Origin of the sequence: Paenibacillus gyeongsangnamensis (genome assembly GCF_027533625.1) — a bacterium.
Taxonomy (GTDB): Bacteria; Bacillota; Bacilli; order Paenibacillales; family NBRC-103111; genus Paenibacillus_G; species Paenibacillus_G gyeongsangnamensis.
Genome location: NZ_JAQAGZ010000027.1, coordinates 58,934 through 82,838 on the forward strand (window position 1 = coordinate 58,934; position 23,905 = coordinate 82,838).

At 52.3% G+C, this 23,905-nt stretch carries 22 protein-coding genes and 1 pseudogene; 21 read left to right on the forward strand and 2 right to left on the reverse strand.

The window, feature by feature from the left end; translation table 11 throughout:
• Positions 1 to 43 precede the first annotated feature (43 nt).
• The 9 genes from terS (at position 44) to O9H85_RS31665 (ending at position 9,826) form a co-directional block, all read left to right on the forward strand.
• A complete protein-coding gene (terS, locus tag O9H85_RS31620; RefSeq protein ID WP_269885368.1) occupies positions 44 to 778 on the forward strand; it encodes a phage terminase small subunit in 735 nt (244 codons plus the stop codon).
• Between the two features lie 169 nt (positions 779 to 947).
• Positions 948 to 1,163, forward strand: a complete 216-nt coding sequence (locus tag O9H85_RS31625; RefSeq protein ID WP_269885369.1) for a hypothetical protein — start codon at positions 948 to 950, stop codon at positions 1,161 to 1,163.
• 239 nt (positions 1,164 to 1,402) lie between these two features.
• On the forward strand, positions 1,403 to 2,374 hold the full coding sequence (locus O9H85_RS31630; protein ID WP_333474291.1) for a PBSX family phage terminase large subunit: 972 nt from the start codon (positions 1,403 to 1,405) through the stop codon (positions 2,372 to 2,374).
• 513 nt (positions 2,375 to 2,887) lie between these two features.
• Positions 2,888 to 4,135, forward strand: coding sequence for a group II intron reverse transcriptase/maturase (gene ltrA, locus O9H85_RS31635; protein WP_269885370.1), 1,248 nt, complete (start codon positions 2,888 to 2,890; stop codon positions 4,133 to 4,135).
• A gap of 800 nt (positions 4,136 to 4,935) precedes the next feature.
• Positions 4,936 to 5,109 carry a hypothetical protein gene (locus O9H85_RS31640; RefSeq protein ID WP_269885371.1) on the forward strand — a complete coding sequence of 58 codons (174 nt, stop codon included), beginning with the start codon at positions 4,936 to 4,938 and terminating at the stop codon, positions 5,107 to 5,109.
• A gap of 102 nt (positions 5,110 to 5,211) precedes the next feature.
• Positions 5,212 to 6,579 carry a phage portal protein gene (locus tag O9H85_RS31645; protein ID WP_269885372.1) on the forward strand — a complete coding sequence of 456 codons (1,368 nt, stop codon included), beginning with the start codon at positions 5,212 to 5,214 and terminating at the stop codon, positions 6,577 to 6,579.
• Positions 6,580 to 6,637: 58 nt separating this feature from the next.
• Positions 6,638 to 7,468 (forward strand): phage head morphogenesis protein, encoded by an 831-nt coding sequence (locus tag O9H85_RS31650; RefSeq protein ID WP_269885373.1) that lies wholly within the window; start codon positions 6,638 to 6,640, stop codon positions 7,466 to 7,468.
• Positions 7,469 to 7,482: 14 nt separating this feature from the next.
• Positions 7,483 to 7,761, forward strand: coding sequence for a hypothetical protein (locus tag O9H85_RS31655; protein WP_269885374.1), 279 nt, complete (start codon positions 7,483 to 7,485; stop codon positions 7,759 to 7,761).
• A gap of 907 nt (positions 7,762 to 8,668) precedes the next feature.
• Positions 8,669 to 9,826 carry a serine hydrolase domain-containing protein gene (locus O9H85_RS31665; RefSeq protein ID WP_269885390.1) on the forward strand — a complete coding sequence of 386 codons (1,158 nt, stop codon included), beginning with the start codon at positions 8,669 to 8,671 and terminating at the stop codon, positions 9,824 to 9,826.
• Between the two features lie 59 nt (positions 9,827 to 9,885).
• Here the strand turns inward: O9H85_RS31665 and O9H85_RS31670 are convergent, their stop codons facing one another.
• Positions 9,886 to 10,320, reverse strand: coding sequence for a helix-turn-helix domain-containing protein (locus O9H85_RS31670; protein WP_269885375.1), 435 nt, complete (start codon positions 10,318 to 10,320; stop codon positions 9,886 to 9,888).
• Between O9H85_RS31670 and O9H85_RS31675 the strand changes: the two are divergent.
• A pseudogene (locus O9H85_RS31675) lies at positions 10,273 to 10,644 on the forward strand (alpha-glucuronidase); the annotation flags it as partial. The gene O9H85_RS31670 and the pseudogene O9H85_RS31675 overlap by 48 nt on opposite strands.
• Before the next feature lie 15 nt (positions 10,645 to 10,659).
• Positions 10,660 to 11,454 (forward strand): Nif3-like dinuclear metal center hexameric protein, encoded by a 795-nt coding sequence (locus O9H85_RS31680; RefSeq protein WP_269885376.1) that lies wholly within the window; start codon positions 10,660 to 10,662, stop codon positions 11,452 to 11,454.
• An 81-nt stretch (positions 11,455 to 11,535) separates the two neighbouring features.
• Here O9H85_RS31680 and O9H85_RS31685 read toward each other — a convergent pair whose 3' ends face one another.
• Positions 11,536 to 12,249, reverse strand: a complete 714-nt coding sequence (locus O9H85_RS31685; RefSeq protein WP_269885377.1) for a FadR/GntR family transcriptional regulator — start codon at positions 12,247 to 12,249, stop codon at positions 11,536 to 11,538.
• Positions 12,250 to 12,503: 254 nt separating this feature from the next.
• Here O9H85_RS31685 and O9H85_RS31690 point away from each other — a divergent pair, with 254 nt between their 5' ends.
• The 10 genes from O9H85_RS31690 to O9H85_RS31735 all read left to right on the forward strand — a co-directional run bounded on the left by O9H85_RS31690 (position 12,504) and on the right by O9H85_RS31735 (position 23,594).
• Positions 12,504 to 13,661 carry a CaiB/BaiF CoA transferase family protein gene (locus O9H85_RS31690; RefSeq protein ID WP_269885378.1) on the forward strand — a complete coding sequence of 386 codons (1,158 nt, stop codon included), beginning with the start codon at positions 12,504 to 12,506 and terminating at the stop codon, positions 13,659 to 13,661.
• The gene (locus O9H85_RS31695; protein ID WP_269885379.1) at positions 13,658 to 14,101 is read left to right on the forward strand and encodes a MaoC family dehydratase; all 444 of its coding nucleotides are present in this window, start codon (positions 13,658 to 13,660) and stop codon (positions 14,099 to 14,101) included. The genes O9H85_RS31690 and O9H85_RS31695 overlap by 4 nt, the downstream gene beginning before the upstream one ends.
• Before the next feature lie 32 nt (positions 14,102 to 14,133).
• The gene (locus tag O9H85_RS31700; RefSeq protein ID WP_269885380.1) at positions 14,134 to 14,646 is read left to right on the forward strand and encodes a MaoC family dehydratase; all 513 of its coding nucleotides are present in this window, start codon (positions 14,134 to 14,136) and stop codon (positions 14,644 to 14,646) included.
• A 12-nt stretch (positions 14,647 to 14,658) separates the two neighbouring features.
• Positions 14,659 to 15,819, forward strand: a complete 1,161-nt coding sequence (locus tag O9H85_RS31705; protein WP_269885381.1) for an extracellular solute-binding protein — start codon at positions 14,659 to 14,661, stop codon at positions 15,817 to 15,819.
• A gap of 131 nt (positions 15,820 to 15,950) precedes the next feature.
• Positions 15,951 to 17,261 carry an ABC transporter substrate-binding protein gene (locus O9H85_RS31710; protein WP_269885382.1) on the forward strand — a complete coding sequence of 437 codons (1,311 nt, stop codon included), beginning with the start codon at positions 15,951 to 15,953 and terminating at the stop codon, positions 17,259 to 17,261.
• An 80-nt stretch (positions 17,262 to 17,341) separates the two neighbouring features.
• On the forward strand, positions 17,342 to 18,223 hold the full coding sequence (locus tag O9H85_RS31715) for a carbohydrate ABC transporter permease (protein ID WP_269885383.1): 882 nt from the start codon (positions 17,342 to 17,344) through the stop codon (positions 18,221 to 18,223).
• The gene (locus O9H85_RS31720) at positions 18,220 to 19,035 is read left to right on the forward strand and encodes a carbohydrate ABC transporter permease (protein WP_269885384.1); all 816 of its coding nucleotides are present in this window, start codon (positions 18,220 to 18,222) and stop codon (positions 19,033 to 19,035) included. Before O9H85_RS31715 ends, O9H85_RS31720 begins: the two co-directional genes overlap by 4 nt.
• Before the next feature lie 32 nt (positions 19,036 to 19,067).
• Positions 19,068 to 20,165, forward strand: a complete 1,098-nt coding sequence (locus O9H85_RS31725; protein WP_269885385.1) for a mandelate racemase/muconate lactonizing enzyme family protein — start codon at positions 19,068 to 19,070, stop codon at positions 20,163 to 20,165.
• 73 nt (positions 20,166 to 20,238) lie between these two features.
• Positions 20,239 to 21,957, forward strand: a complete 1,719-nt coding sequence (locus O9H85_RS31730) for a sensor histidine kinase (protein ID WP_269885386.1) — start codon at positions 20,239 to 20,241, stop codon at positions 21,955 to 21,957.
• Between the two features lie 29 nt (positions 21,958 to 21,986).
• Positions 21,987 to 23,594 (forward strand): response regulator, encoded by a 1,608-nt coding sequence (locus O9H85_RS31735; protein ID WP_269885387.1) that lies wholly within the window; start codon positions 21,987 to 21,989, stop codon positions 23,592 to 23,594.
• Positions 23,595 to 23,905: the final 311 nt, after the last annotated feature.

Below are 23,905 nucleotides of genomic sequence, written 5' to 3' on the forward strand. Positions count from 1 at the left end.
TAATTCCCCGTCTTACCCTACTTTGGAGGTGGGTGAGGTGTAGATGTCGCGAACCGAAAGCCCGGCGCGTAAGAAGGCGCTGCAGATGTGGATCAAAAGTGGGCGAACGCTTAAGCCGAAGGAGATTGCAGAAAAGCTAGGCGTTAGTGATGCCATGGTTCGTAAGTGGAAAAGCGTTGACAAGTGGGTAGATATCCCCGATCCGCAGCCACGGAAGCGCGGAGCGCCGAAGGGTAACCGGAACGCCAAAGGAAACAAGGGCGGCCCCGGCGGGCCCCCAGGGAACGCGAAAGCCGTTAAGCATGGCTTCTTTCGTAAGTTCTTTCCTCAAGATCCTGAATTCCTCGAGATCATGGACATGGTCGAGCAGATGGACCCATTGGACATGATATGGAGCAACATCGTGACGTTGTATCAGCAGATCATTTGGGGCCAGCGCATCATGTTCGTCGAGAACAAGGAAGATATGACAAAGGAGATCCGGAAAACGAAAACAACGTTTTTCGGAGGCGAAGACGGCGGTTCAGCTCAGGAAGATGAATGGGAGATCCAATTTGCTTGGGACAAGTTTGCCAATGCTATTAAGGCTCAGGCTGTCGTTATGAGGGAGATCCGGGGACAAATAAAGCAATTCCAAGCCGCAGCTCCTGAAAACTACGAACGCCGATTGAAACTCGAGCAAATGCAGGCGCAGATCGAGAAGACCAAGCTGGTAATTGGGAAGATAAAGGGTGATGACAGCGATACTGAGGACGACGGATTTATCGATTGCGCTTAAAGGCAAAGTGGCGGCCGCTTGGAACGGTGATGAGCCGGATCAAGCGGATGAATAATATACATGAGTCCTTCGAAGGCCAACCCGTGCCGGATAAGGGTTTTTAGAATATTACTTATTTTGTTTTAAAAGGTTATAATGGTTACATCAACCGAAGAGGTTAGGTGTAATAATGAAAACTGGGTATGAATTAATAACGGATAAAGATTTTGAAGAAGCAAAAAAAATAGGTTACTTAATTAGAGCCTATCAAGGGAGTATTACCATTTATCCTCCAGGGAAAATAACTGGATTTTCAGACATTCATATCTCGATTGACGATAAACGACTTTTCCGATTGGCAAATCATTTCCAAATTGTCGATTCTCCCAAAAGTTCTAAAAAATGATTGTGTGCAAATCCCTACTTGGGAAAAAGCTATCGATGAATATGTTTGTCTGATGGGATTTGGTGAAAGAAAGCATATGAGCCGGGAGAACTGGAATTGATAAATTCTGGTTTTTACTGCTACTTTACGGACGGCTTAATCCTTGAAATCCAAAAAAAGAATACATCATCAGGACAATTAAGCACTCTCACCCGAGGGTGCTTTTTTATGTCCGAGAAAGGAGGAGATTGTACGGAACGATGGCAAAACCGAAGCTTAAGCCTCCAACGTTTCGCTGGTCGCCGTTCTCCAATAAGCAGCTGAAGGTTTTAACCTGGTGGATGCCCGGGGAAAGCCCGCATGCCGATAAGGACGCGCTGATCTGCGACGGATCGGTTCGGGCAGGCAAGACGATGTGTATGTCATTCAGCTACATCGTCTGGGCCACAGAGACATTTAACGGCGATCAGTTCGGCATGGCCGGCAAGACGATCGGTGCTCTCAGCCGGAATGTCGTGGGTCCACTCAAAAATATGCTTAGGAGCCGCGGGTATCGGGTGCATGATGATCTGACGGGCAATGTGCTGACGATTAGCCGCGGAATGAAGACGAATTACTTCTTCCTCTTCGGCGGCAAGGACGAGCGCAGCCAGGACCTGATCCAAGGGATCACATTGGCCGGCATGTTCTTCGATGAAGTTGCATTGATGCCGCAGAGCTTCGTCAACCAGGCAACAGCGCGTTGCTCCGTTAACGGGGCCAAGTTCTGGTTCAACTGCAACCCGGCGGGGCCGTACCACTGGTTCAAGATGGAATGGCTCGATCAGCTCGAGCGGAAAAACGCGCTGCACCTTCATTTCACGATGGAGGATAACCTTTCATTGTCGGAAAAGGTGCGTGAGCGATACAAGCGTATGTACACCGGGATTTTCTACAAGCGGTACATTCTCGGGCTCTGGGTGCTTGCTGAGGGCATCATCTACGACATGTGGGACGAAGATCAGAACACGTTCGAGGACGCCGATCTGGTGCCTGGGTTCAAGATGCTGGCCCGGCGCTACATCGCGATCGACTACGGGACGAGTAACCCTATGGTGTTCCTGGACATATGGGACGACGGCGATACGTGCTGGGTGCTGAACGAGTATTATTACGACGGCCGGGCCCGCGGCGTCCAGAAAGAAGACAGCCAGTACGCTGACGATTGTGCGCCACGAATGCGCGGCGCGTAAGAAAGCCAAAGCAATGCTGAACAAAAGATGAAGGCGGGCCCTTCGGAGCCGCTGTACAGGCGGAGGCTTCAAACCACCTTAAGCTGCTGCGGTCAAAAGCCGTGGTGGTGAGCGTTAAGGAAAAGGCAGAGCAAGACTCTGTCAGGTGAGTGCTACGGAGACGAACACAAGTCAATGGCTGATAAAGTGTCGAAAGCGTAGGGATGTCATCAAAACCAGGAGGGAGTCGTTGGCCTGGGATTAGTCTGGAGGAAACCTGTTTACTGTCCAGATGGTGGCCGGCATGAAGGCGGCGTGAACGTAGCACAGGCTTTTGTTCGGAACGTGGGAACCTACGACTCCGATGTTAATGGAAAAGTCCAAGCGGAAATCCCGCAAGGATAAAAGTACAGATGCGGAGTATAGGGGCGGAATAGCCCGTAGTAGCAATGAACCCACTGAAAAGGTGGCGGAGCCAAGGGGCTGTGTTATCCGGTTTTGAAAATGCGTCAACCGCGAAAGTGGGAGGAACAAATGGACAAAACAAAGTCGTATGAAATCTCAAAGCACAAGGTTTGGGAAGCCTATGAGCTAGTCAAGGCGAACAAAGGAGCGGCCGGGGTCGATGAAGAGTCGATACAGAAGTTCGAAGCCAACCTGAAAGACAACCTCTATAAAATCTGGAACCGAATGTCCTCAGGGAGTTACTTTCCCCCGCCAGTCAAAGCGGTAGAAATACCGAAGAAGAATGGCGGCGTCAGGATATTAGGGGTGCCAACTGTGTCAGATCGCATCGCGCAAATGACAGCTAAACTGTACTTTGAGCCGACGGTGGAACCCATTTTCCATCCAGACTCTTACGGATACAGACCGGGAAAATCCGCTATTGATGCCGTTCGAGTGACAAGAACTCGCTGTTGGCGATACGACTGGGTGTTGGAATTTGACATCAAGGGTCTATTTGACAACATCGATCATGAGCTTCTTATGAAAGCGGTGAAGAAGCATACGGACTGTGCGTGGGTCATTCTCTACATCGAAAGATGGCTAAAGGCTCCATTCCAAATGAAGAATGGAGACATCGTAGAACGAACTTCCGGCACACCACAAGGTGGGGTCATCAGTCCAGTACTTGCAAATCTGTTCATGCATTACACGTTTGATAAGTGGATGGGAATCGAACAGCCTCAAAATCCGTGGGCAAGATACGCGGATGATGCAGTGATTCACTGCCGAACGAAAGAAGATGCTGAACAACTGCTAAAGAAACTCAAGGAGCGGTTTGCACAATGCAAACTCGAATTACATCCGGCGAAAACTCGGATTGTCTACTGCAAAGATGATGACCGTAATGGAGATCATCCGGAGATCAAGTTTGACTTCTTAGGATATACCTTTCAGCCAAGGAGGTCAAAGAACCGGCATGGAAAATTTTTCATTAACTTCACACCAGCGGTAAGCAACAAAGCGTGTAAAGCGATGAGACAGACAATACGAGGTTGGCGGATGCATTTGAAACCGGACATCACTATCCATGATCTGTCTCGGATGTTCAATGCGTCCATTAGAGGGTGGCTCAACTACTACGGGCACTTTTACAAGTCACAGCTATACCCGGTTTTCCGCCATATGAATCAGGCGCTCGTCCAGTGGGCTAGAAGGAAATACAAGAAACTGGAGAGGCACAAGATTCGGGCAATTAGATGGCTGGGTCGACTTGCGAAGAACCTTCCCAGACTCTTTGCCCATTGGCAGTTAGGAATACTGCCTGCGGCTGGATAATGGGAGCCGGATGAGCCGAGAGGTTCACGTCCGGTTCTGAGAGGGCCTGAGGGTGCGATTCCCTCGGGCTACTTACCTCGTGGAGTTCGTTGGTGATGAACGACCAGTCGCAACGATCCTTGATCCTTCAGCAGCCAGCTTTAGAGTCGCTTTGCGAAACAGAGGCGTGTACGTCAAGGATGCGGATAACGAAGTTGCGGACGGCATTCGGAATGTTTCTACGATGATGGCAAGGCGCAAGCTTCGGGTCCATCGTAGGAATTGCCCGAACTTTCTAAAAGAACGGGCCAGCTACATCTGGGACGAAAAAAGCCGTGCAGCGCGGCGAGGAAAAGCCATTGAAGCAGATGGATCATAGCATGGACGCCATAAGGTATTTCGTGAAAACGATCATCAGGCCTAGAAGGCTGGCAGCAGCATAGGGGGAGGGGGGGGGTAAAATGAACTGGTATAAATCAATTAAATACAGTTACCGAGAACCAAAAATAACCCGGTATGTATGGGTACCTTATAAGGGATTCGAGTCCGTATCTAGCGGTACTTGAAAACGAAAGCAATCGTGAGAAATACGGAGATTGTAAAAAGCAAAAATCACGCTGTTTTTCGATTGTTCCATGGAAGCGTAATCGGCTGTAATCGCCGTATTTGACCGAAAATGAAGATCGGACCGTCCAGACATCTGTACAAAATACGCGTTTTAAACAGTAGTGCCCGGCATTTACGTCAAGGATGGCAGCGAAGAGGAACAAACGGCTTATTCACGAAAGTATATCATTTTATAGGAAAAGGATGATACGATAATGCCGAATACAAATGCTAAAGATGACATGTATAACTTCCTGTGGACTGATTTGACATCCCGGATCAATGCACTAATCGCAACGGGCAATCCTGCCCAAGTATCCGATCTTCAAGCCGCTATTACTGCGAATACGGCGCTATTTAATAACACCAATTGGGAATTCGGGGATTAATTTATAGCGCGAGTTTAGATGGAAAATAACGCCATTTGCGAGCAGGCACCCTTCACCCGAGGGTGCTTTTTATTTGGTCGGAAAGGAGGGAGGAGGGATAACTTGAGCAGACGTAATAGATCAAACCGGAGATCCGTACAAGATGCCAGGAAAACCATGCCGAAGCCTAAGCCTCCCAAGGGTATGTTTACGACGGATTCTTTCTCGAATCCAATTGCGAGGATGGGCTTCGGTACGCCGAACTTGCTTGAAGGCACCAACTATGTAATGACGCGGGCCACACTGAATTACAACTTGATGAACACCCTTTACCGAAGTCATTGGATCGTTAGGCGCATCATTGATACGATACCGGAAGACATGACGCGGAACTGGATCACGGTCAATTCGCAGATGGATCCGGAGGATATCCGCAAAATTGATAAGGCGTGGAAGAAGAACGGGTTAAAATCCAAAATACTGCACGGGTTAAAATGGGGCCGTCTGTATGGCGGTGCGGTAGGTATCATCATGATCAAAGGCCATGAAGATATCTTGGATCAACCGCTTGACTTTGACACGATTATGCCGGGATCCTTCGCGGGGCTTACCGTGGTTGATCGATGGTCCGATGCATATCCGAGTTTGGAGCTTGTGGAAGATATCGATAGTACGGAGTTTGGCTTGCCCCTTTCCTATCAAGTGACACTGGAAGGCGGCAAACTTATCCACGTTCACCATAGCCGGATCATCCGTTTTTCGGGACGCAAACTCCCTTACTGGGAAGAGCTTGCGGAAGTGCATTGGGGCGCTTCAGAGGTAGAGGTCGTGTTCGATGAATTGAAAAAACGCGACAACACATCATGGAATATCGCGCAGCTCGTCTTCTTAGCTAACCTTCGCGTGATGAAAATAGGCGATCTTAGCGAAGTATTGGCGATAGGAAATGCCCAGGCACAGCAAGACTTGTATAACACCTTGCAAATGCAAAACTGGCTGATGTCCAATATGGGCATCTATGTTATGGGTAATCAGGACGGATTTGAAACGCACCAATACACGTTCAGCGGATTAAATGACATCTATGAGAGCTTCATGATGGACGTGGCCGGGGCTTGCCAAATCCCCGTCACCAAGCTTTTCGGACGTTCTCCAGCGGGCCTTAACGCTACGGGCGACGCGGACATGCAGAATTATTACGAGACCATCCAAGAATCGCAGGAGACGGTTCTCGCGCCGGTGCTTGATAAGATTATACCCATTATCTGTATGTCAGAGTTCGGCGCGATACCAGACGATATCGATTATACATTTAATCCGATTCGCACACCGACGGATAAGGAAACTGCTGAACTGTCGGCCAAGAAATCCGAGGCAATATTGGAGGCATTTAACTCCGGCGTTATCAGTCAAAAAATAACGCTTAAAGAGCTCAAGGCACTTAGCACGACAACCGGTATGTTCACGAATATAACGGACGAGGATATCTAAAATGCCGATGACTCAACCAATCCGGGCGAATCCTTGCCGAAAGATGGTGATTTAAACTATGGCGCCTTTGTTCCAACCACGCCGAAGGATCGAACAAAGCTTCAAAAAGGCTCTTCTGCAAGCGATGCTAAGCCTAACCCGTTTGTTAGATGGCTTAGACGATCCATTCGAGATCGTTGAAAGGATACGGGCCTTTTCACGCAGTAAGGACTTCGCCGTATACGCAGAGGCCACGGCTTTGAAGATGGTGACACACCTCTTCAGCGATTCGGGCCGAACCTGGCGGCAAGCGGCTAGGAAGAACAGCCAAGGGCGAATGGTTTACGAGGCATTACAGAAGGAAATGTCGGGCCCTATGGGCGCTGCTGTCTGGCATCAAGTCAGGCGTAATGCCGAGATTATCAAGTCGCTGCCTTTAGACGTAGCAGTAGCCGTCAATGAGCACATCTTGAACGAGGCGCTAAAAGGTAGGCGGGCTTCCAGTATCGCTCAGGAGATTCAACTCCTGTTCCCGGAGAAGTCAAGAGCCAAGGCCAACCTCATCGCGCGTACCGAGACGAGCAAGACCGCTACAGCGATCACACAAGCGCGTAGTGAGCTCGTTGGTGTTCAATGGTATATTTGGCGGTCGAGTGAAGATGAACGCGTCAGAGACAGTCACAAGCTAATGGACGGCGTTCTGGTGCGCTGGACCGATCCGCCGAGTCCAGAGAGGCTTGCCAAGGAAAAACATACCTTTGGGCACTACCATGCAGGTGAAATTTTTAACTGCCGGTGTTTTTGCTCTCCTGTGATTGACCTTGATCGAATTACCTGGCCGGCGCTGGTCTATTACAGGGGAAGCGTGCAGCGCATGTCCCGTAAGCAGTTTGAAAGAATCGCAGCGTAGGAGGTGAGGGCGATTTGAAGTTCAGTCCTGGTGATGAAGTGGTTGTTGTTGCTGACCCCCTCAATTACGGATTGCCTTTGGACAGTCACGCGGTTTTATTGAAAGTGGATTTAAATCCTATGGACATCCGGCGATATTATATTCGCATACCGTTGAAACGCGAGGAATATTGGGTCACTGAAACAAGCATTGGATTGGCTAGTGAGGTAAATGCCAAACAAGCAGATAAAGCATTGAGGGAACATTCAATCAACGTTTCTCTCGATGATATTAAAATAGACTATTATAACTGAAACATAAATAAAGCCCTCAACCATCGGAGAGGGCTTTATTACTTTGGGGACGAATTGGGGACAGAATGTCTTTATTTTGATAGGAAATAAGGGCATATGGGAACAAATAAGAACGGAAAAAACCCTTGATATACAAGGGTTTAGGGAATTCCGTCTATTATAAATCGTGTCATCTTTCTGCCCCGTTGGCGGGTCATTTTTTTTGTCGTGCCCCGAGGCACGTATCTTCTAGCCGGTGAAAATCCGGTCGCGGGAGCCAAGCCCCCGCCGTAGCTGGGATGCGTACGTACGACGAAACTTTGCGTAGAAGCGCATCGACGAAAGTACCTGTCAGAGACAGGATAGCTCGGAAAGCGGAAGAACGCATCCGGGAGGTCGTAAAAGAACGTCTATCCACGCCGAACATGAGGCATAAATCATTTCTCGAACACGTGGAGTGGCTGAATCCAAAGATTCAGGGGTGAAGGAACTACTATTACACGGCATACAGCCAATTAAAGCTGGCAAAGTTGGACTGGTACATACTGCAAAGGCTCACAAGATGGTACGCCAAGAAGAGGCAACGCGCAAGGTGGATGAGTTCGCTTCGAGAAGTGAGATTCCTGGCCGGACAATGTGGACTAAAAACGCTCTTGTGATCTGCATGCACATGAATGACGAACATCGGAAAGCCGTATGAGGGAAAACCTCACGTACGGTTTGATGAGGAGGGGCAGATTTATCTGCCCTTTACTCTAGTGTCGCGAGGCCACTAAACAAGGTTTTGGGATTGGGAAAAACGATTTTCTATTTCAAAAGAGGTAAAATTCATTTATTTTTTTCGCTCGATTCATTTTATAATAGCCGGATTTTGGAAGAAGAATGTGTTACACTTATTATTGAAAACTTTTATGGGAGGGTTATAAGAATGAACCAATTACAACAACATTTGACTCTTTTGCTTAAAAGTGTCATGGAAAAAGGGCCTGCTGGATGTGCGTGTACCGTTGTCAGAAGTGGTGAAGTGTTATATCAGGAAAGCTTTGGTTATGCGGATTTAGAGAAGAATAAAAAGATAGAATCTGATACGATTTACCGGATTTACTCGATGACCAAAGTGGTTACCTGCGTAGCGGCACTAATGCTTTATGAGAAGGGGCTTTATCTGCTAAACGATCCACTGGAGGAATATCTACCGGAATTTAAAAGTCCTTCGGTGTACCGGTATAACGATTATGGCGCAAGGTCTGTTTCTCAGGCGTCAGGTCCGATACGGATCAAGGATTTATTTACAATGTCCTCAGGGCTTACATATGGCGGTGACAGTACAGAAACCGAACGGCAAACCCGTACAGTCATGGAAAACGCCGTAACATCGATGGATATGCGAGCTCTATCCAAAGCGTTAGCAGCCGTTCCACTTGCTTTTGATCCCGGAACGCACTGGAAGTATGGTACGAGCCACGATGTCCTGGCTGCTTTGATCGAGGTACTGTCCGGTGAAACATTCGGAGAGTTTTTGAGAAAGAAAATATTCGAACCATTAGAAATGACCGACACCTCATTCCGTATTCCCGAGGAAAAGCGAGACCGACTTTGCAAGATGTATGACCGAGCAGAAGACGGTACACTGACTCCCAATATCAAAATGGACGCCCCTTATCAGCCGGGCTGTCAATATGAGAGCGGTGGAGGAGGCTTGCTGTCAACGATAGGTGATTACAGTCGGTTTGCACAGGCACTGGCGAGGGGTGGTGAACTGAATGGGGCGCGGATTCTTGGCCGGAAGACGATACAACTGATGGGAACTAATCATTTAGGGCCACAGCAACTCAAAGATTTTAATTGGCCGCAAATGAGTGGTTATGGCTATGGTTTAGGGGTCCGCGTCATGATGGATCCTGCAGATGGTGGAATTAACGGTTCAATAGGCGAATTTGGTTGGGCTGGTCTAGCCGGGTCGTGGGTGTTAATCGATCCAAAGGAGCAATTGTCCGTCGTTTACATGCAGCAAATGCTGCCAAGTCTCGAGCCGTACATACATCCTCGACTTAGGGCTGTTATTTATGGGGCGCTGGAGCAATAGAAATTACGAAGAGCTGAAATCTGACTCCCAATCTTTCATCTCGAAATCACAGCCTCGGTTCAATCCGAGGCTCTTTTTTGCATGCTCGCCTTTGACGGCGGATAGCCTTTAATGGATCTGAATACATTGCTGAAATAGCTGATGTCCTTGTATCCGCAGCGCTCTGCTGCTTCTGAGACGGAAAACCCGCCGCCGGATAGCATCATTTCTGCATTGTTGACCCGAATGAGGTTGATGAAATGCTTGACGCTGAAGCTCGTGCTGGTTTTGAAGAGCTTCCCGAGATACACGGGATGCAGATTGACCACCTTGGCGACAGTCGCCAAATCCAGCTCATCGGAGTAGTGGTCGATGATGAACTCCTTGACCTTGTCGACCCGGATATCAGAATGGGATGTTGAGGATTGGTGTAGGGTAATCGCCAGCAGCCGACGAAGAATCAGATGACCGTCAAGTCGGGAACCGGGTACACAGCCCAATACTTTGCGCCGCATTCGGAAGCTTACGAATCAAGGGAGTTATGTCCGGATGAGCTGCTTCTCTTCTTCCATCATGTGCCGTATACGCACAAGCTGAAGTCGGGTAAGACGGTCATTCAGCACATCTACGATACTCACTTCGAAGGCGTTATTCAGGCGAAGGAATTGGTCCGGACCTGGAGCTCGCTAGAGCCAAAAATGGATGTAGAGCGCTTCGAGGCTGTGAGGAGCCGACTGCAAGAGCAAGCAGCCCATGCGAAGGAGTGGCGCGACCAGATCAATACCTACTTCCTCCGCAAATCAGGCATTCCTGATGAGCACGGATGCATCATATATTAATAAAGGATGATGGGGATGACGATTACCATTGGACAAGTAATGGATCGGTTGTTGGAGCAGACACCCCTAATCGAGCCAACGGTTGATTCATTAAGAGCAGGATCAGCCCAAAAGGAAGTTAAGGGAATTGTCGTTGTTTTTATGGCTACGCAGGCAGTGATCGAGCGGGCTGCGTCTTTGGGAGCCAATCTGATCATTACCCATGAAGGGACGTTCTACCGCCATCAGGAAAATATGCAAGGGGCGCAGGATGATCCGGTAATCTACGAAAAATATAATTTGATCGATCGTTCGGGAATCGCCATTTATCGTTATCACGATCATATTCACCGTTCCAAGCCGGATGGTATAACGTTGGGGTTAATCAATGCATTGGGATGGTCACCCTACGTTGAAGAGCATCTGCCCGCCGCAACGATTGTACAAATTCCTTGCATGACCCTCGAACGGACAGTGCAATACTTGAAGGAAAAGCTTCAAATTGCGTTCGTTCGTGTTGTCGGAGAAAGAGAGATGCCCTGCAGTCGCATTGGACTATTGGCAGGCTACAGAGGGGGGGCGGCCTTGGTGCTCCCATTGCTGATGGATTACAATCTCGATCTGATTATCGCCGGAGAAGGGCCGGAGTGGGAAACGCCAGAATATGTTCGTGACGCCGTTCATCAAGGCAGGAACAAAGCATTCATCGCACTAGGTCACGCCGAAAGCGAGGAGCCTGGCATGAAGGAGCTGGCGGAGCGGCTGCGGGAACAGTTCCCCGCCCTTCCCGTTCATTTTATAAGGGAAAAGCCTTTATTTTTTGTTATGTAGCCATATTCCATCGCTTCCCTGCTGCAGAGGGAGCTTTTTTCATGTAAATACACCGCATTAGATCTGACGGACAATTCGTGCTTATTCTGCTGTTCCCCCGATCTGGCGGTAGAAGGAAGCGGATTCGCTGAAGAAGTCGGCCATGGCCTGCGCGGCCTCAACCGGGTCCTGTCGCTTCAGTCGCGAAAGGACTTGGCTGCGGGAGTTCAAGCCGTTCTCTTTCGCCCCCGGAACGCTGAGGAGCCTCAGACTGGTCTCTCTCCGCAGATGGACCATCGTCTGCATCAGCTTGCTGTAGATGCCGTTGCCGCACAGCTCGCCGGCCCGCAGGTCCAAGCGGTCGAGCAGGTTCAAATGCTCCTCCACGCTGCCGGTTTCCAGCTTCCGCCGGATCTCGTCCAGCAAGAGCTCGAGGCTCTCTATATCGCCCGCCGAGGCCATCCTGGCGACAGCGACGTACACCTCGGTTTCGATCAGCTTTCTGGCGGCATACACCTCATCGAGATTACCGATCTCATGGTGAAACATCCACACGATCGTTTCTTTAGATAATGGGGTCTCGCGACGGGTGACGAAGCTGCCTTCACCCGCCCGAATTTCTATGAGACCGACCAGCGAGAGGGCCCGCAGCGCCTCCCTAACGCGTCCGCGGGTCACCCCGAGCCGCTCGGCCAAGTCGCGCTCGGTCGGCAGCTGATCTCCCGGCTTCAGCTGGCCGGAGCGAATGAGCTCCGCGATTTGCTCCATAATTTGTTCGGTTACGGTAATTTTCTTCACGGCTTTGATCTCGATCACGATGAACACCTCGATGGGAAAGGATATTAATTTGGCTATTGCAATGATTGGAAAAAGATGCTACGCTTTCGTCAGAGAGCTCTGGTACTACCACGATACCAATGTATTATACCACATACGGATAAACAAACCAATGCAATGTGAGCCGAGAGGGTAACCGGCGCTTAGTTTAATTTGGAAGCAGTCGGTTTGTTGCCGGCTAAGCAAGCGTTAAACTGGTAGTACCAGAGGACCAAGAAAAAGGAGGATATAGCTTGAACATCCACAAACCGTTAGAAGGCCTTCTGGTGCTCGATTTTTCCCAGTTTTTATCCGGACCGTCCGCTTCCCTGCGCCTGGCCGATCTAGGAGCCCGCGTGATCAAGATTGAACGGCCGGACGGCGGGGATTTGTGCCGGAGGCTGTATATTTCGAACATGGAACTGGATGGGGACAGCACCTTGTTTCATTCGATCAACCGGAACAAAGAAAGCGTTTCCGCGAATTTGAAAAACTCTGACGATCTCGCCTTTGTGCGTTCGCTCATCGAGCAGGCGGATGTGATGATCCAAAATTTCCGGCCGGGCGTCATGGAGAAGCTCGGGCTTCACTATGAAGCTGTGAAAGCCTGGAATCCCCGGCTAGTCTACGGTGAAATCACGGGTTACGGCAAAACCGGACCCTGGAGACGCAAGCCGGGCCAGGACCTGCTGGTGCAGTCACTATCGGGGCTGCCTTGGCTGAACGGCGATGCTGGTCAGCCGCCCGTCCCGTTCGGCCTGGCGATCGCGGACATGTATGCCGGAGCCCATCTGGTGCAAGGCATTCTGGCGTGCCTTGTCCGCAGAGGCGTTACCGGCGAAGGGGGCCTGGTCGAGGTCAGCCTGCTGGAGTCGTTGCTAGATTTTCAATTCGAGGTGCTGACGACGCATCTGAATGACGGCGGGCAGCTGCCGCAGCGAAGCGGAATCAACAACGCCCATGCTTATCTGGCGGCTCCCTACGGCATTTATGCAACCGCGGACGGTTATATCGCGCTAGCTATGGGCTCGGTGACGGAGCTGGGCCGGCTTCTTGGCTGCGACAGTATCCTGGCCTACCCGGATCCCAAGACCTGGTTTACGGAAAGGGATACGATTAAGGCCATCCTCCGGGATCACTTGGCCGGACGCACGACGGCCGAATGGCTTTCGAGACTGGAGCCGGCGGACTATTGGTGCTCCGATGTGCTGACCTGGCCCCGGCTGCTCGAGCATGAAGCGTTTCGCAGCCTTCATATGACCCAATCGCTGCGCACAAGCAACGGGGAGCAATGGACAGCGATCCGGTGTCCGATCCGGATTGACGGGGAGTTGCTGCTGTCCGGGAAAGGAGCCCCCGCAATCGGGGAGCATAATGCCAAGGTAAAAGCGGAGGTGACCGGCGGACGATGATGAAATCCGTCTATTACGAAGAGTATGAGACAGGCTCGGTCAGAGAAACGGGCGGCAGGACGATCACGGAAACGGACATCGTGCTTCATGCGGGGCAAACCGGAGATTTTTACCCGCATCATATGGATGAGGAATGGTGCAGGACGCAGCCGTTCGGGCAGCGGATCGCGCACGGCACGCTGATTTTCAGCGTGGCGGTCGGCATGACTGCGGGAGCGGTCAATCCGGAGGCCTTCTCCTACGGGTATGACCGTCTCCGGTTCGTCAAGCCGGTCCTGATCGGGGATACGATTCGCACCCGGGTCACGATCAAGGGGAAGCGGGATCATCCGAAGTGGCCGGAGTACGGTCTGGTGAGCGAGCTCTGCGAGGTGTTCAACCAGAAGGGCGAAACCGTGCTGGCCTGCGAGCATTTGCTGATGGTTAAGAAGCAAGGGTAAATCCAAACGAGGAAGCAGGAGGAAACAGCATAATGGAAATGAACCAACAAGCCCATCACGAGCTGCCGGTATACCATACCGAGAATTGGATGTACGAAGAATTTGAAGTAGGACAGAAGGTCAGGTCGATCCGCCGGACGATATCGGAGGGAGAAAGCATGCTGTTCAATTCGCTCGTGCTCGATATGCATCCTTACGTCGGCGACGAGCGGTTTGCCCGGCAGGAGGGGCGTTTCTCGAAAAGGCTGGTGGCCGGCGCGATGGTGTTCAGCTACGGTCTCGGCCTCGTATCCCACAACAACGTCAATACGTTCAGCTACGGCTACGATAAGCTCCGGTTTATCAAGCCGGTCTTCATCGGCGACACCATTTATACCGTGCGGACGAATATGGAGAAGCGTCCGAAGTACAAGGACATGGGGCTCATCAAGGTCAGCTACGAGATTTTCAAGGACGAAGGGGAGCTTGTACTGTACTGCGAGCATTTGCAGACGGTGACCTACCGCGATCCGGCGAAGTGGCAGGATCAGGTAGAGAAAAAGTAAGGAGCGCGGGACATGATCCGATTAAAAGGAATGACCTGGAACCATGCGCGAGGCATTCAGCCGCTGGTTGCGGCTTCCGCCGAATTCGCGCGCAGGCATCCGCAGGTGACAATCGAATGGGATGCCAGATCTCTGCTGGACTTTGAAAACTATCCGCTGGAGCAGCTGGCGGACGCTTATGACCTTATCATGATCGATCATCCCCATATCGGAACGGCGGTGGCCGAGGGGCTGCTGCATCCGCTGGAGGAGAGGTTATCCGCCGAGTTTCTGGAAGATCAAGAGCGAAACAGCGTCGGGCGGAGCTATGCCAGTTATACGTGGGAGGGCCGGCAGTGGGCGCTGGCCGCCGACGCCGCAGCGCAGGTCAGCGCCTACCGGGAGGATCTTCTGACGGCAAGGGAGTTGCCTGTTCCGCATACTTGGGACGACGTACGGAGGCTGGCGAGTGAGCTGCCCGAAGGCCAGCGCATCGGGATGCCGCTGGTGCCGACCCACGCCTTTTCGAGCTTCTTCACGCTGATCTCCCAGATCGGGAACCGCAAATGCTGGAGCGACGGGTCGGACTTGGACGAGGAGACCGGCGAGCAAACGCTTGCCCTGCTGCAGGAGCTGATGCCCTTGCTCCACCCGAAATCCGTAGACTGCGATCCGATTTCCATGTCGGATAGGATGGCACGGACGAACGAAATTGCCTACGTGCCGCTGATGTACGGGTATTCCAATTATGCGAGAGACGGCTTTGCTCCCCATGCGATCCGGTACTGCGATATTCCTTCGGACGAGGGAGGCCCGAGGGGAAGCATGATCGGCGGCGTCGGGCTGGCGGTCTCGGCGCGTACGCGGCATCCCGATTGGTCGGCCCGGTTTCTTGAGCTGGCGGTGGGAGGTAAGTTTCAACGTACGTCCTTTTTCCAGAACGGGGGACAGCCCGGGCACCGCAGCGCCTGGCTCGATCCCGAGGTGAACCGGCTATCGGGCGGTTTTTTCGCGCAGACTCTGCGTACGCTTGACCTGGGTTCCATGAGGCCCCGGTTCGACGGCTATATCGAATTCCAGAAGCAAGCCGGAGCCTGGATCCGGGAGGGGATTATCCGCCAGGATCCAGGCCGCAAGGAGCTGGTCCGCCGCTTGAACGCCGGCTTCCGGCAATGCGTTAAGGGCGGCGAGTAACTGTCTGGAGGCTCCGGATAAAAAATGGATATATAATTCTTAAATAATTGCTATATCCTCCGGATCGAACCAATTATAAAATGAAAGCGTAAACAGCAGGCTCCAAACCAAGACATGAAAGGGGTTTACATATGAACCTTCGGAAAAATAGCGGCGTTCTCGCATTAACGCTTGCGGCTGCGATGGCGGTGACGGCCTGCAGCCAGGACCAGAAGCCTGCGGCCCCGTCCGCCTCCGCCAAGCCTTTTGCAGGCCAGAAGCTAACGGTCTTTACGCTGAACCACCAGTGGACGGATTCGATTAAAGCCTCGCTGCCTCAATTCGAGGAAGCTACCGGGATGAAAGTGGACGTTCAGGCTTTCGCCGAGGAGCAGCTGCAGCAAAAGCTGGCCGTGCAGTTTACGTCCAGCTCGGAAACGCCTGACGTCTTCATGTCCCGCCCGTACATGGACAAAATTTTATTTTACAAGAACGGCTGGATGGCCCAGCTGGACGAATACGTGAAGAAAAATCCGGGCTACGACTTCAATGACTTCTCCAAAGCAGCCATCGATGCCACGACCATTGACGGCAAGCTGATGTACATCCCCTTGTTCACAGACCAGTTCGTGCTGTATTACCGGAAAGATATTTTGCAGAAGAACAACATCCCTGTTCCCAAGACGCTGGCAGACCTGGAGGCGGCGGCCAAGAAGCTGCACGACCCGGGCAAAGATTTCTACGGCTTCGTAGGCAGGGGACAGCGCAACGCGCTGGTTACCGCTGTATCGTCGTTCGTCTTCTCCGAAGGCGGCGACTTTATGAAGGGCGACAAGGCGGCCGTCAATACGCCCGAGGCGATCCGCGGCTTCCAGATTTACGCCAGCCTGCTTAAAAATTACGGCCCGCAGGGGACGCTGAATATGAGCTGGCCTCAGGCGGCGGCCTTGTTTGCTCAAGGCAAAGCGGCATTTTATGCAGAGACGGCGTCCATTTACAAAAATACAACCGACCCGGAGAAGTCGCTGGTGAAGGACAATGTCGGCTTCGCCGTCTTCCCAGCCGGTACCGCAGGCGCCAAGCCTTACAACATCGCGGCGTGGTCGCTCGCCATGAACCCGAAGGCTAAGAATAAAGATGCCGCCTGGGCGTTCATGGAATGGGCGAGCAACAAGGAAAACGTCCTGAAGATTCAGCGAAGCGGCGTCCCCGGTGCCCGGAATTCGGTCTGGGCCATGAAGGAAGGCACGGAAACGTACCCGCCCGACCTGGCTGCGGCCATTCAGGAAACGATGAAGATCGGCGTCGGCTACAATGTCCCGCAGGTCATCAGTGTCGGCGAAGCGCGTGACGCCGTAGGAAGCATTGTGGTAAAGGCGATGCTGGGTGAAGACATTAAAGCGGCGGCGGACCAGGCGAACCGGGATTTCCAGGCCATTATCGATAAAGACAAGACGAAGTAACAACCGTCCGTCAGGAACAAGGGCAAGCCTTGGAGTCGCTCTTTGGCTTGCCATTTTTTTGCAGAAAGGAAGTCGGTATTGTGATCGTGAACTGGTTGGATCGGCATCTCAAATGGGTATTTACTTTGCCGGCTGTGCTGTTTATCGGATTGATGATTGCCTTTCCGATCGTCTATACGGGGAAGATCAGCTTATACGAATGGAGCATGTCGGCCATCACGCCGCCCAAATGGGTTGGGCTCGACAATTATGCGCAGCTGCTGAAGGATCCTAAATTCTGGAATTCGATGGGGCTTACGCTGTATCACAGCTCGGTCAGCATCCTGCTGGAAACGGTTCTCGGCGTGGCGGTGGCTTTGCTATTCTCCCGGCCGTTTGCCGGCAAGAGGCTTGTGAAAACGGTCATGATGCTGCCCATGGTCGCCACTCCGGTCTCGATTGGCCTCGTCTGGCTGCTGATCTACGAGCCGTCCATCGGCCTCGCCAATCAACTGCTGAGAAAGCTCGGCCTATCGACGCAGGAATGGCTCGGCTCGGTCACGCAGGTGATGCCTTCCCTGATTCTGATCGACGTCTGGGAGTGGACGCCGATGATCGCACTAATCGTGATCGCGGGGCTCGCGACTCTGCCTTCGGACCCTTACGAGTCCGCCGATGTGGATGGAGCGACTTCGTTGCAAAAGCTGGTGCATATAACCCTTCCGCTGCTCCTGCCAACCATTATGACGGCCGTCATTCTGCGCATCATTGACCTGCTCAAGACGTTCGATACGATTTACGCCACGACGCAGGGAGGGCCCAACTTTGCTTCCCAGACGCTGAACCTGATGATCTTCGACCTTGCGTTCGTGAACTTTAAGCTGGGTTCCGCCTCGGCGCTGCTGATCCTGTTCTTTCTTCTGATCCTGGCAATGATCTTCATCCTGATGGCGATTCGGAAAAGGCTGGGTGGACTCCAATGAAACAATCGACCGTCATGCGTATGAACTATACGCTCATGAATATCCTGGTGCTGGCGTTCTTTCTGTTCCCCTTCCTGTGGATGCTGTCCGCTTCGTTTAAAACGCAGGTGCAGGTTTTATCGTCGCAGTACTTGTTCGCGTTCACGCCCACGGTGAAAAACTACATTACCGTATTCAAGGAATACGATTACGTCAAGTTCATTACGAACAGCCTCGTCGTAGCCGTCGTTTCTACGGCGGGCGCTCTCCTACTGGGCCTGCCGGCGGCCTATGCCATCGCGAGACACCGGATGCAATATTTTGCCATGGCGATTCTGGTCGCCAAAATTATTCCGGGCATCACCTATCTCGTGCCCTGGTATATTTTGTTCAATCAGCTGAAGCTGGTGGATACGTACACGGGCCTGGTATTGAGCCATATGGTCATTGGCCTGCCCTTCATCATGTGGGTAATGATTCCTTTCTTCGAATCGTTTCCGAAGGAGGTCGAGGAATCGTGCTGGATAGACGGATGCTCGCGAATCCGGACCTTTTTCCAAATGGTGCTGCCCGTCTCCATGCCGGGCATCGTAACGGCCTCGCTGCTGGCATTCATTTTCTCGTGGAACAACTTCATGTTCTCCCTGATTCTATCCGGCGAGAAGACAAAGCCGCTGCCGATCGCCGTGTTCAACTTCATCTCCGGCAACGCCATACATTGGGGAGCCTTGATGGCCGCGGCCTGCATCATTACGCTGCCGGTCGTTGTGATGGCCCTGTTCGCCCAAAAATATATCGTCAGCGGCTTATCGGCCGGAGCGGTTAAGGGATAAGAGCCGAACTCAGTATAACGGAGGACTGGACTATGAAAATCACGAAAGTGGAAAGCTTCATCTTGCATGTGCCGATTACGCCGCCGATTACGGATGCCATCAATGCGGCGTCGCATTGGGGACTCTCGGGCGTCCGCCTTTACACGGACGAGGGCTTCGTAGGCTGCGGCTATACGGGCACCTGCGCGGAAGGAGACGATTTGATCACCCAAACGATCGACCGGTATTACGCCCCGCTGCTGATCGGGCAGGATCCTTATATGGTCCGCGAGCTGTGGGACCGGATGCGGTTCGGCAAGATGCACTGGATCGGGCGCGCCGGGGTGACGCACATGGCGCTGGCCGCCGTCGACATCGCCCTGTGGGATCTCATGTCCAAGGCGGCGGGGAAGCCGCTCTGGCAGTATCTCGGCGGACACAAGTCGAAGCGGATCAAAGCCTACAATACGAACGGCGGCTGGCTCAACTGGCCCAAAGACCGGCTGCTGCGGGACGTGGCGGAGATTGTGGAGCAGGGCTTTACCGGTGTGAAGATCAAGGTAGGCAAGCCGGACCCCCGGGAGGACTACGACCGCGTCAAGGCGGTGCGCCGGGCGATCGGCGACGACATCATTTTTATGATCGACGTCAATCAGCAGTGGAACATCAATACGGCGATGACCTGGGCCAAGAAGATGGAAGAATTCGACCTGTATTGGCTGGAGGAGCCGCTGAATCCGGACGACATCTTGGGGCACAAGAAGCTGGCGGACGAACTGAACATTCCGATTGCCCTCGGCGAGCATGTTTATACCAAGTATGCGTTCCGCGATTACATCCATCAAGGTGCGGTGGAATATGTGCAGGTGGACGTCACCCGGGTGGGAGGCATCACGGAATGGCTGCAAGTGGCGGGGCTGGCCGCTTCCTATGACCTCCCGATTTGTCCGCATGTCGGCGATATGGGGCAAATCCATCAGCATCTGGTCGCCTCTACGCCGAATGCGATCATGCTGGAATATATCCCGTGGATCCGCCACATCTTCATCGAACCGGCTACCGTGAAGGACGGCTACTACTTACTGCCGGAAAGACCGGGCGCCTCCACCGATATGATTCCGGAGTGCTTTGAAGCTTACCGCGTGAAATAAGCTCGTCTAGCGGTACCCATCGCTCGCAAGGTTCGAGTATAATACGCATAACAGGGGATTAGGGGCGATGGGAATGCGTCACAAATGGAGCACATTTCACAAAATGATTATGCTGATTATTTTGATACTGCTTCCGATCGGAGTCATCTTCAGCTATACGAATCATACTTCGGTCAAGGTCATCGAGAAGGAGTTGCAGGAAAAAAGCTTGACCCGTCTGGAGTTCCTGGCTCGTCAAATAGATAACACCGTGGATCAATTATCGGTCCTGTCGATTATCGTGAGCAGAGACCCTTCCATCAAGGCGTTGGGCGACCCGGGAAGCGGCCCTGCCGCCTTTCAGCAGCTGAAGACGCAGGAGGACATCGTCCAGAAGCTGAACCTGCTGAGCGCTTCAAGCGGCTGGAACAATCGGCTGAGCATCTACCTGCCGAAGGTGAAGCAGGCTCTGTCGAACGACTACCAGAGCGTCTATAGCGACGAATACGTGGAGAAGCTGCCTGCCAGTCAATGGGGCTATCATCCCGACGCTTCGGGCAGGGACGCTTATTTCAACAAAGCGGTCTGGAGTCCGCTGCTTCTGAATAAAAGCCTGCTGGAAGCCGAATCGGTCGTCGAGGTCCGGTTCACGGAGAGCAATTTGATCCGGATGCTGAAGGATTATAAGAATGACGGCAAGACCAACCCGTTTTTTTATAAACGCTACGCGAGCCCGATTCTGGACAAGACGGGGGGCCCCGGCGTCACCGACCGGATAGTCGCAATCCTTAACGAGTCGCCGCTGGACGATGCCGGTCATCGCATCGTAGAGATCGGACGGGAGCAATATCTGGTCAATTATGCGCGTACGAAAAGCCTCGGCTGGCATGTCGTCGACTACTTGCCCTTGAAGGAAGTGCTGGCCCCCATCACCAAGAGCCGTGATTTATTTTACTTGTCGATTATTCTTATGCTCTTCGTCAGCCTCCTGGCCACCGTCATCCTGTACAGGCAGGTCCAGCTTCCGATTCAACTGCTGCTGCAGGGGGTCAGGAAGCTTCACACGGGAGCGTTCTCCCACCGACTGAGCTATCGGCCGAGGAACGAATTCGATTATTTGTTCACCCGATTCAATGAAATGGCGGAGGAAATCCAGCGGCTGCTCGAGAACGTATATATGGAGAACATCCGGTTTCGCGATGCGAAGCTGAAGCACCTGCAGTCCCAGATCAATCCGCATTTTTTGTCCAATTGCATGTTCTTTATTAAAAATATGATCGCCATCGACGATAAGCAGGCGGCCACCACGATGGTCCTGCGTCTGTCGGAATATTTTCGATATATCACCATGCTGGAGCATACGTTGACCACCCTGCGGGAGGAACTGCGGCTTATTGAAAATTATTTAACGATCCAAAACTTGCGGATGGAACGGTTTCACTACGAGATCGACATTCCGGAGGAAATGCTCGATCTCCAAATCCCCCGGCTCATGGTTCAGCCGATCGTCGAGAACGCGATTGTCCATGGAATCGAGAGAAAGGAGCAGTACGGGATCATTTCAATTTCCGGGGAAATGTTCGAGCATGCTTGCCGTATATTTATCGACGATAACGGGGTAGGACTACCGGAACGGCAGCTGACGGAGCTGGCGCACAAGGTTTCCAGTCCTCTGGATCAGGAGGCCGGGTGCGGGCTATGGAACGTTCACCAGAGGCTTACTTATCAATTTGATCAACAATCCGGCCTTACCTTCTCGCATTCTCCGCTCGGAGGCTTGCGAGTGGCCATCCAATGGAACATCGGTGCCTGACCGGGCCGGTACAAGAAGGAGGGGGCTTCATGCTGCAGCTGCTGCTGGTTGACGATGAGATGAGCATCGTAGAGACGCTGGCCGCCACCATCCCTTGGCGGGAAATCGGGATCGGCACGGTTCATAAAGCTTATTCGGCATCGGAGGCGCTCGATCTCGTCAACATGCATCCCGTCGATATTGTGATTACCGATATCCGCATGCCGGGGATGGACGGGTTGGAGCTCGCGAGACATATCTATATGCACTGGAAGCATATGAAATGCCTTCTGCTGACCGCCCATGCGGATTTCGCTTACGCGCAGGCCGCGATCAAGAACAACATTTGCGATTATTTGGTGAAGCCGGTCAGCGACAGCGAATTGATCGAACGGGTGGCTTCCGTCGTTCAGACGATCCGGGCGGAGCGGGAGAGCGATGACGCTTACAGGCGGGCCGTGAATGCGATGCGAGATCATTTGCCCCGGCTTCGCGGAGAGCTGTTACATGATTTGCTCCAAGGGAAGCGCTTCTCATCGGAGAAATGGGCGGAGCAGATCCGGCTGCTTGAAATCCCGGTCCGGCTGAACGACCGCCTCGTGATGCTCATGGTTCGGTTCAAGGACCAATTCTCCGACCTCGATCCGTATGACATGTCCTTGATGGAGTTCGCCATCGTCAATATGGCGCAGGAAACGCTGGAGGAATACTTCCACGTCTGGTCCTGCAAGGATTTGCATGACTATTTGGTCCTGGCTTTAATCCCCAAATCGTCCGAGGAGCTGCAGTACCACGCCAATCGGCTCAGCCATCAGCTGCAAAGGAACATTGAGCATTTTTTGAAAAGAAGAGTATCCGTACTTCTGGGCCAATGGGGGGCTTTCCCGGACGATGTCGCCAAGCTCTACAGCAATATGCTGTTGATCTTCGGCAAGAGACTTGGGAACGAGAAGGATCTCCCGGTATATATTATGGACGATTCGGAGGTTACCGAGGTCCGCACCTTGTTCAGTCTCTACGAGCCCCCGATGCTCATGCACTTGATGGAAGCCGGCCATTGGGATGCCGCCGAACAGAAGATCAGCGAGATTTTGAAGGAGCTCGAAGCCGATTGGGCGGAATCGTCCGAGCATCGAATGGAGGCTTTCTTTTCCTTCTTCTCGGCATTCTCCTATATCGCGCACAAGAACGGCCGGAAGCTCGCGGATTGGATCGAGGACGATTACGCGCGAGGGAAGGAGATGCAGCCGGCCAAAACGGTAAAGCATTTAAGCTCATGGGTGTGGAGCGTCTATCACAAATTCAAGCAGCAAGCGGTAAGTGAAACCCGGAGCGCCCGTATGGTGGCTGTGAAGGAAGCGCAGAAATTTGTCCTGTCCCATCTTTCCGGCGATCTTTCGCTGCAGACGATCTCCGAGCATCTGCAGATGCATCCCGCTTACTTGTCCCGGCTGTATAAGCTGGAGACAGGGGACAATCTCAGCGACTACATCACCCGGCTTAAGATGGAGAAGTCGCAGCAGCTTCTCAAGCACAGCACGCATAAAATTTATGAGGTAGCCATTGAAGTGGGCTATCAGAACCCGCATTATTTCATTAAATTATTCAAGAAGCACTACGGACTGACGCCTCAAGAGTACCGGAATTCAACGGTATGAGGGTCAGCGAGCGCTCGAGACCTAGTCCCCGTCGGCAGGTCTCTTTTTTATGCCGGGAAAGTTCGAACATGGTTATTAATTGATTTAGAAGAATAACCTGAATCCGTGAAAGATTGTTGAGGCCAGACTCTATGAGCGAACCCCACAAGGTTGCTTGGCAAAATAAGGAATCGGGGGATTCCAAAACAGTTACGTGCAGGTGCAAACAGACCTCCCCTTTCGGGAAAGTCCAAACTTAACATGATAGGGTTGCTGGTCAGCCCGACAACGCCATATATATTCGACGAAATGTCGGGAACCAAGGACTGTGA

What these genes read in the sequence shown, in the direction of transcription:
- terS (WP_269885368.1), top strand. Translation starts at nt 44, where the DNA reads ATGTCGCGAACCGAAAGCCCGGCGCGTAAGAAGGCGCTGCAGATGTGG.
- O9H85_RS31625 (WP_269885369.1), top strand. Translation starts at nt 948, where the DNA reads ATGAAAACTGGGTATGAATTAATAACGGATAAAGATTTTGAAGAAGCA.
- O9H85_RS31630 (WP_333474291.1), top strand. Translation starts at nt 1,403, where the DNA reads ATGGCAAAACCGAAGCTTAAGCCTCCAACGTTTCGCTGGTCGCCGTTC.
- ltrA (WP_269885370.1), top strand. Translation starts at nt 2,888, where the DNA reads ATGGACAAAACAAAGTCGTATGAAATCTCAAAGCACAAGGTTTGGGAA.
- O9H85_RS31640 (WP_269885371.1), top strand. Translation starts at nt 4,936, where the DNA reads ATGCCGAATACAAATGCTAAAGATGACATGTATAACTTCCTGTGGACT.
- O9H85_RS31650 (WP_269885373.1), top strand. Translation starts at nt 6,638, where the DNA reads ATGGCGCCTTTGTTCCAACCACGCCGAAGGATCGAACAAAGCTTCAAA.
- O9H85_RS31665 (WP_269885390.1), top strand. Translation starts at nt 8,669, where the DNA reads ATGAACCAATTACAACAACATTTGACTCTTTTGCTTAAAAGTGTCATG.
- O9H85_RS31670 (WP_269885375.1), bottom strand. Translation starts at nt 10,320, where the DNA reads ATGCGGCGCAAAGTATTGGGCTGTGTACCCGGTTCCCGACTTGACGGT.
- O9H85_RS31680 (WP_269885376.1), top strand. Translation starts at nt 10,660, where the DNA reads ATGACGATTACCATTGGACAAGTAATGGATCGGTTGTTGGAGCAGACA.
- O9H85_RS31695 (WP_269885379.1), top strand. Translation starts at nt 13,658, where the DNA reads ATGATGAAATCCGTCTATTACGAAGAGTATGAGACAGGCTCGGTCAGA.
- O9H85_RS31700 (WP_269885380.1), top strand. Translation starts at nt 14,134, where the DNA reads ATGGAAATGAACCAACAAGCCCATCACGAGCTGCCGGTATACCATACC.
- O9H85_RS31705 (WP_269885381.1), top strand. Translation starts at nt 14,659, where the DNA reads ATGATCCGATTAAAAGGAATGACCTGGAACCATGCGCGAGGCATTCAG.
- O9H85_RS31710 (WP_269885382.1), top strand. Translation starts at nt 15,951, where the DNA reads ATGAACCTTCGGAAAAATAGCGGCGTTCTCGCATTAACGCTTGCGGCT.
- O9H85_RS31720 (WP_269885384.1), top strand. Translation starts at nt 18,220, where the DNA reads ATGAAACAATCGACCGTCATGCGTATGAACTATACGCTCATGAATATC.
- O9H85_RS31725 (WP_269885385.1), top strand. Translation starts at nt 19,068, where the DNA reads ATGAAAATCACGAAAGTGGAAAGCTTCATCTTGCATGTGCCGATTACG.
- O9H85_RS31730 (WP_269885386.1), top strand. Translation starts at nt 20,239, where the DNA reads ATGCGTCACAAATGGAGCACATTTCACAAAATGATTATGCTGATTATT.
- O9H85_RS31735 (WP_269885387.1), top strand. Translation starts at nt 21,987, where the DNA reads ATGCTGCAGCTGCTGCTGGTTGACGATGAGATGAGCATCGTAGAGACG.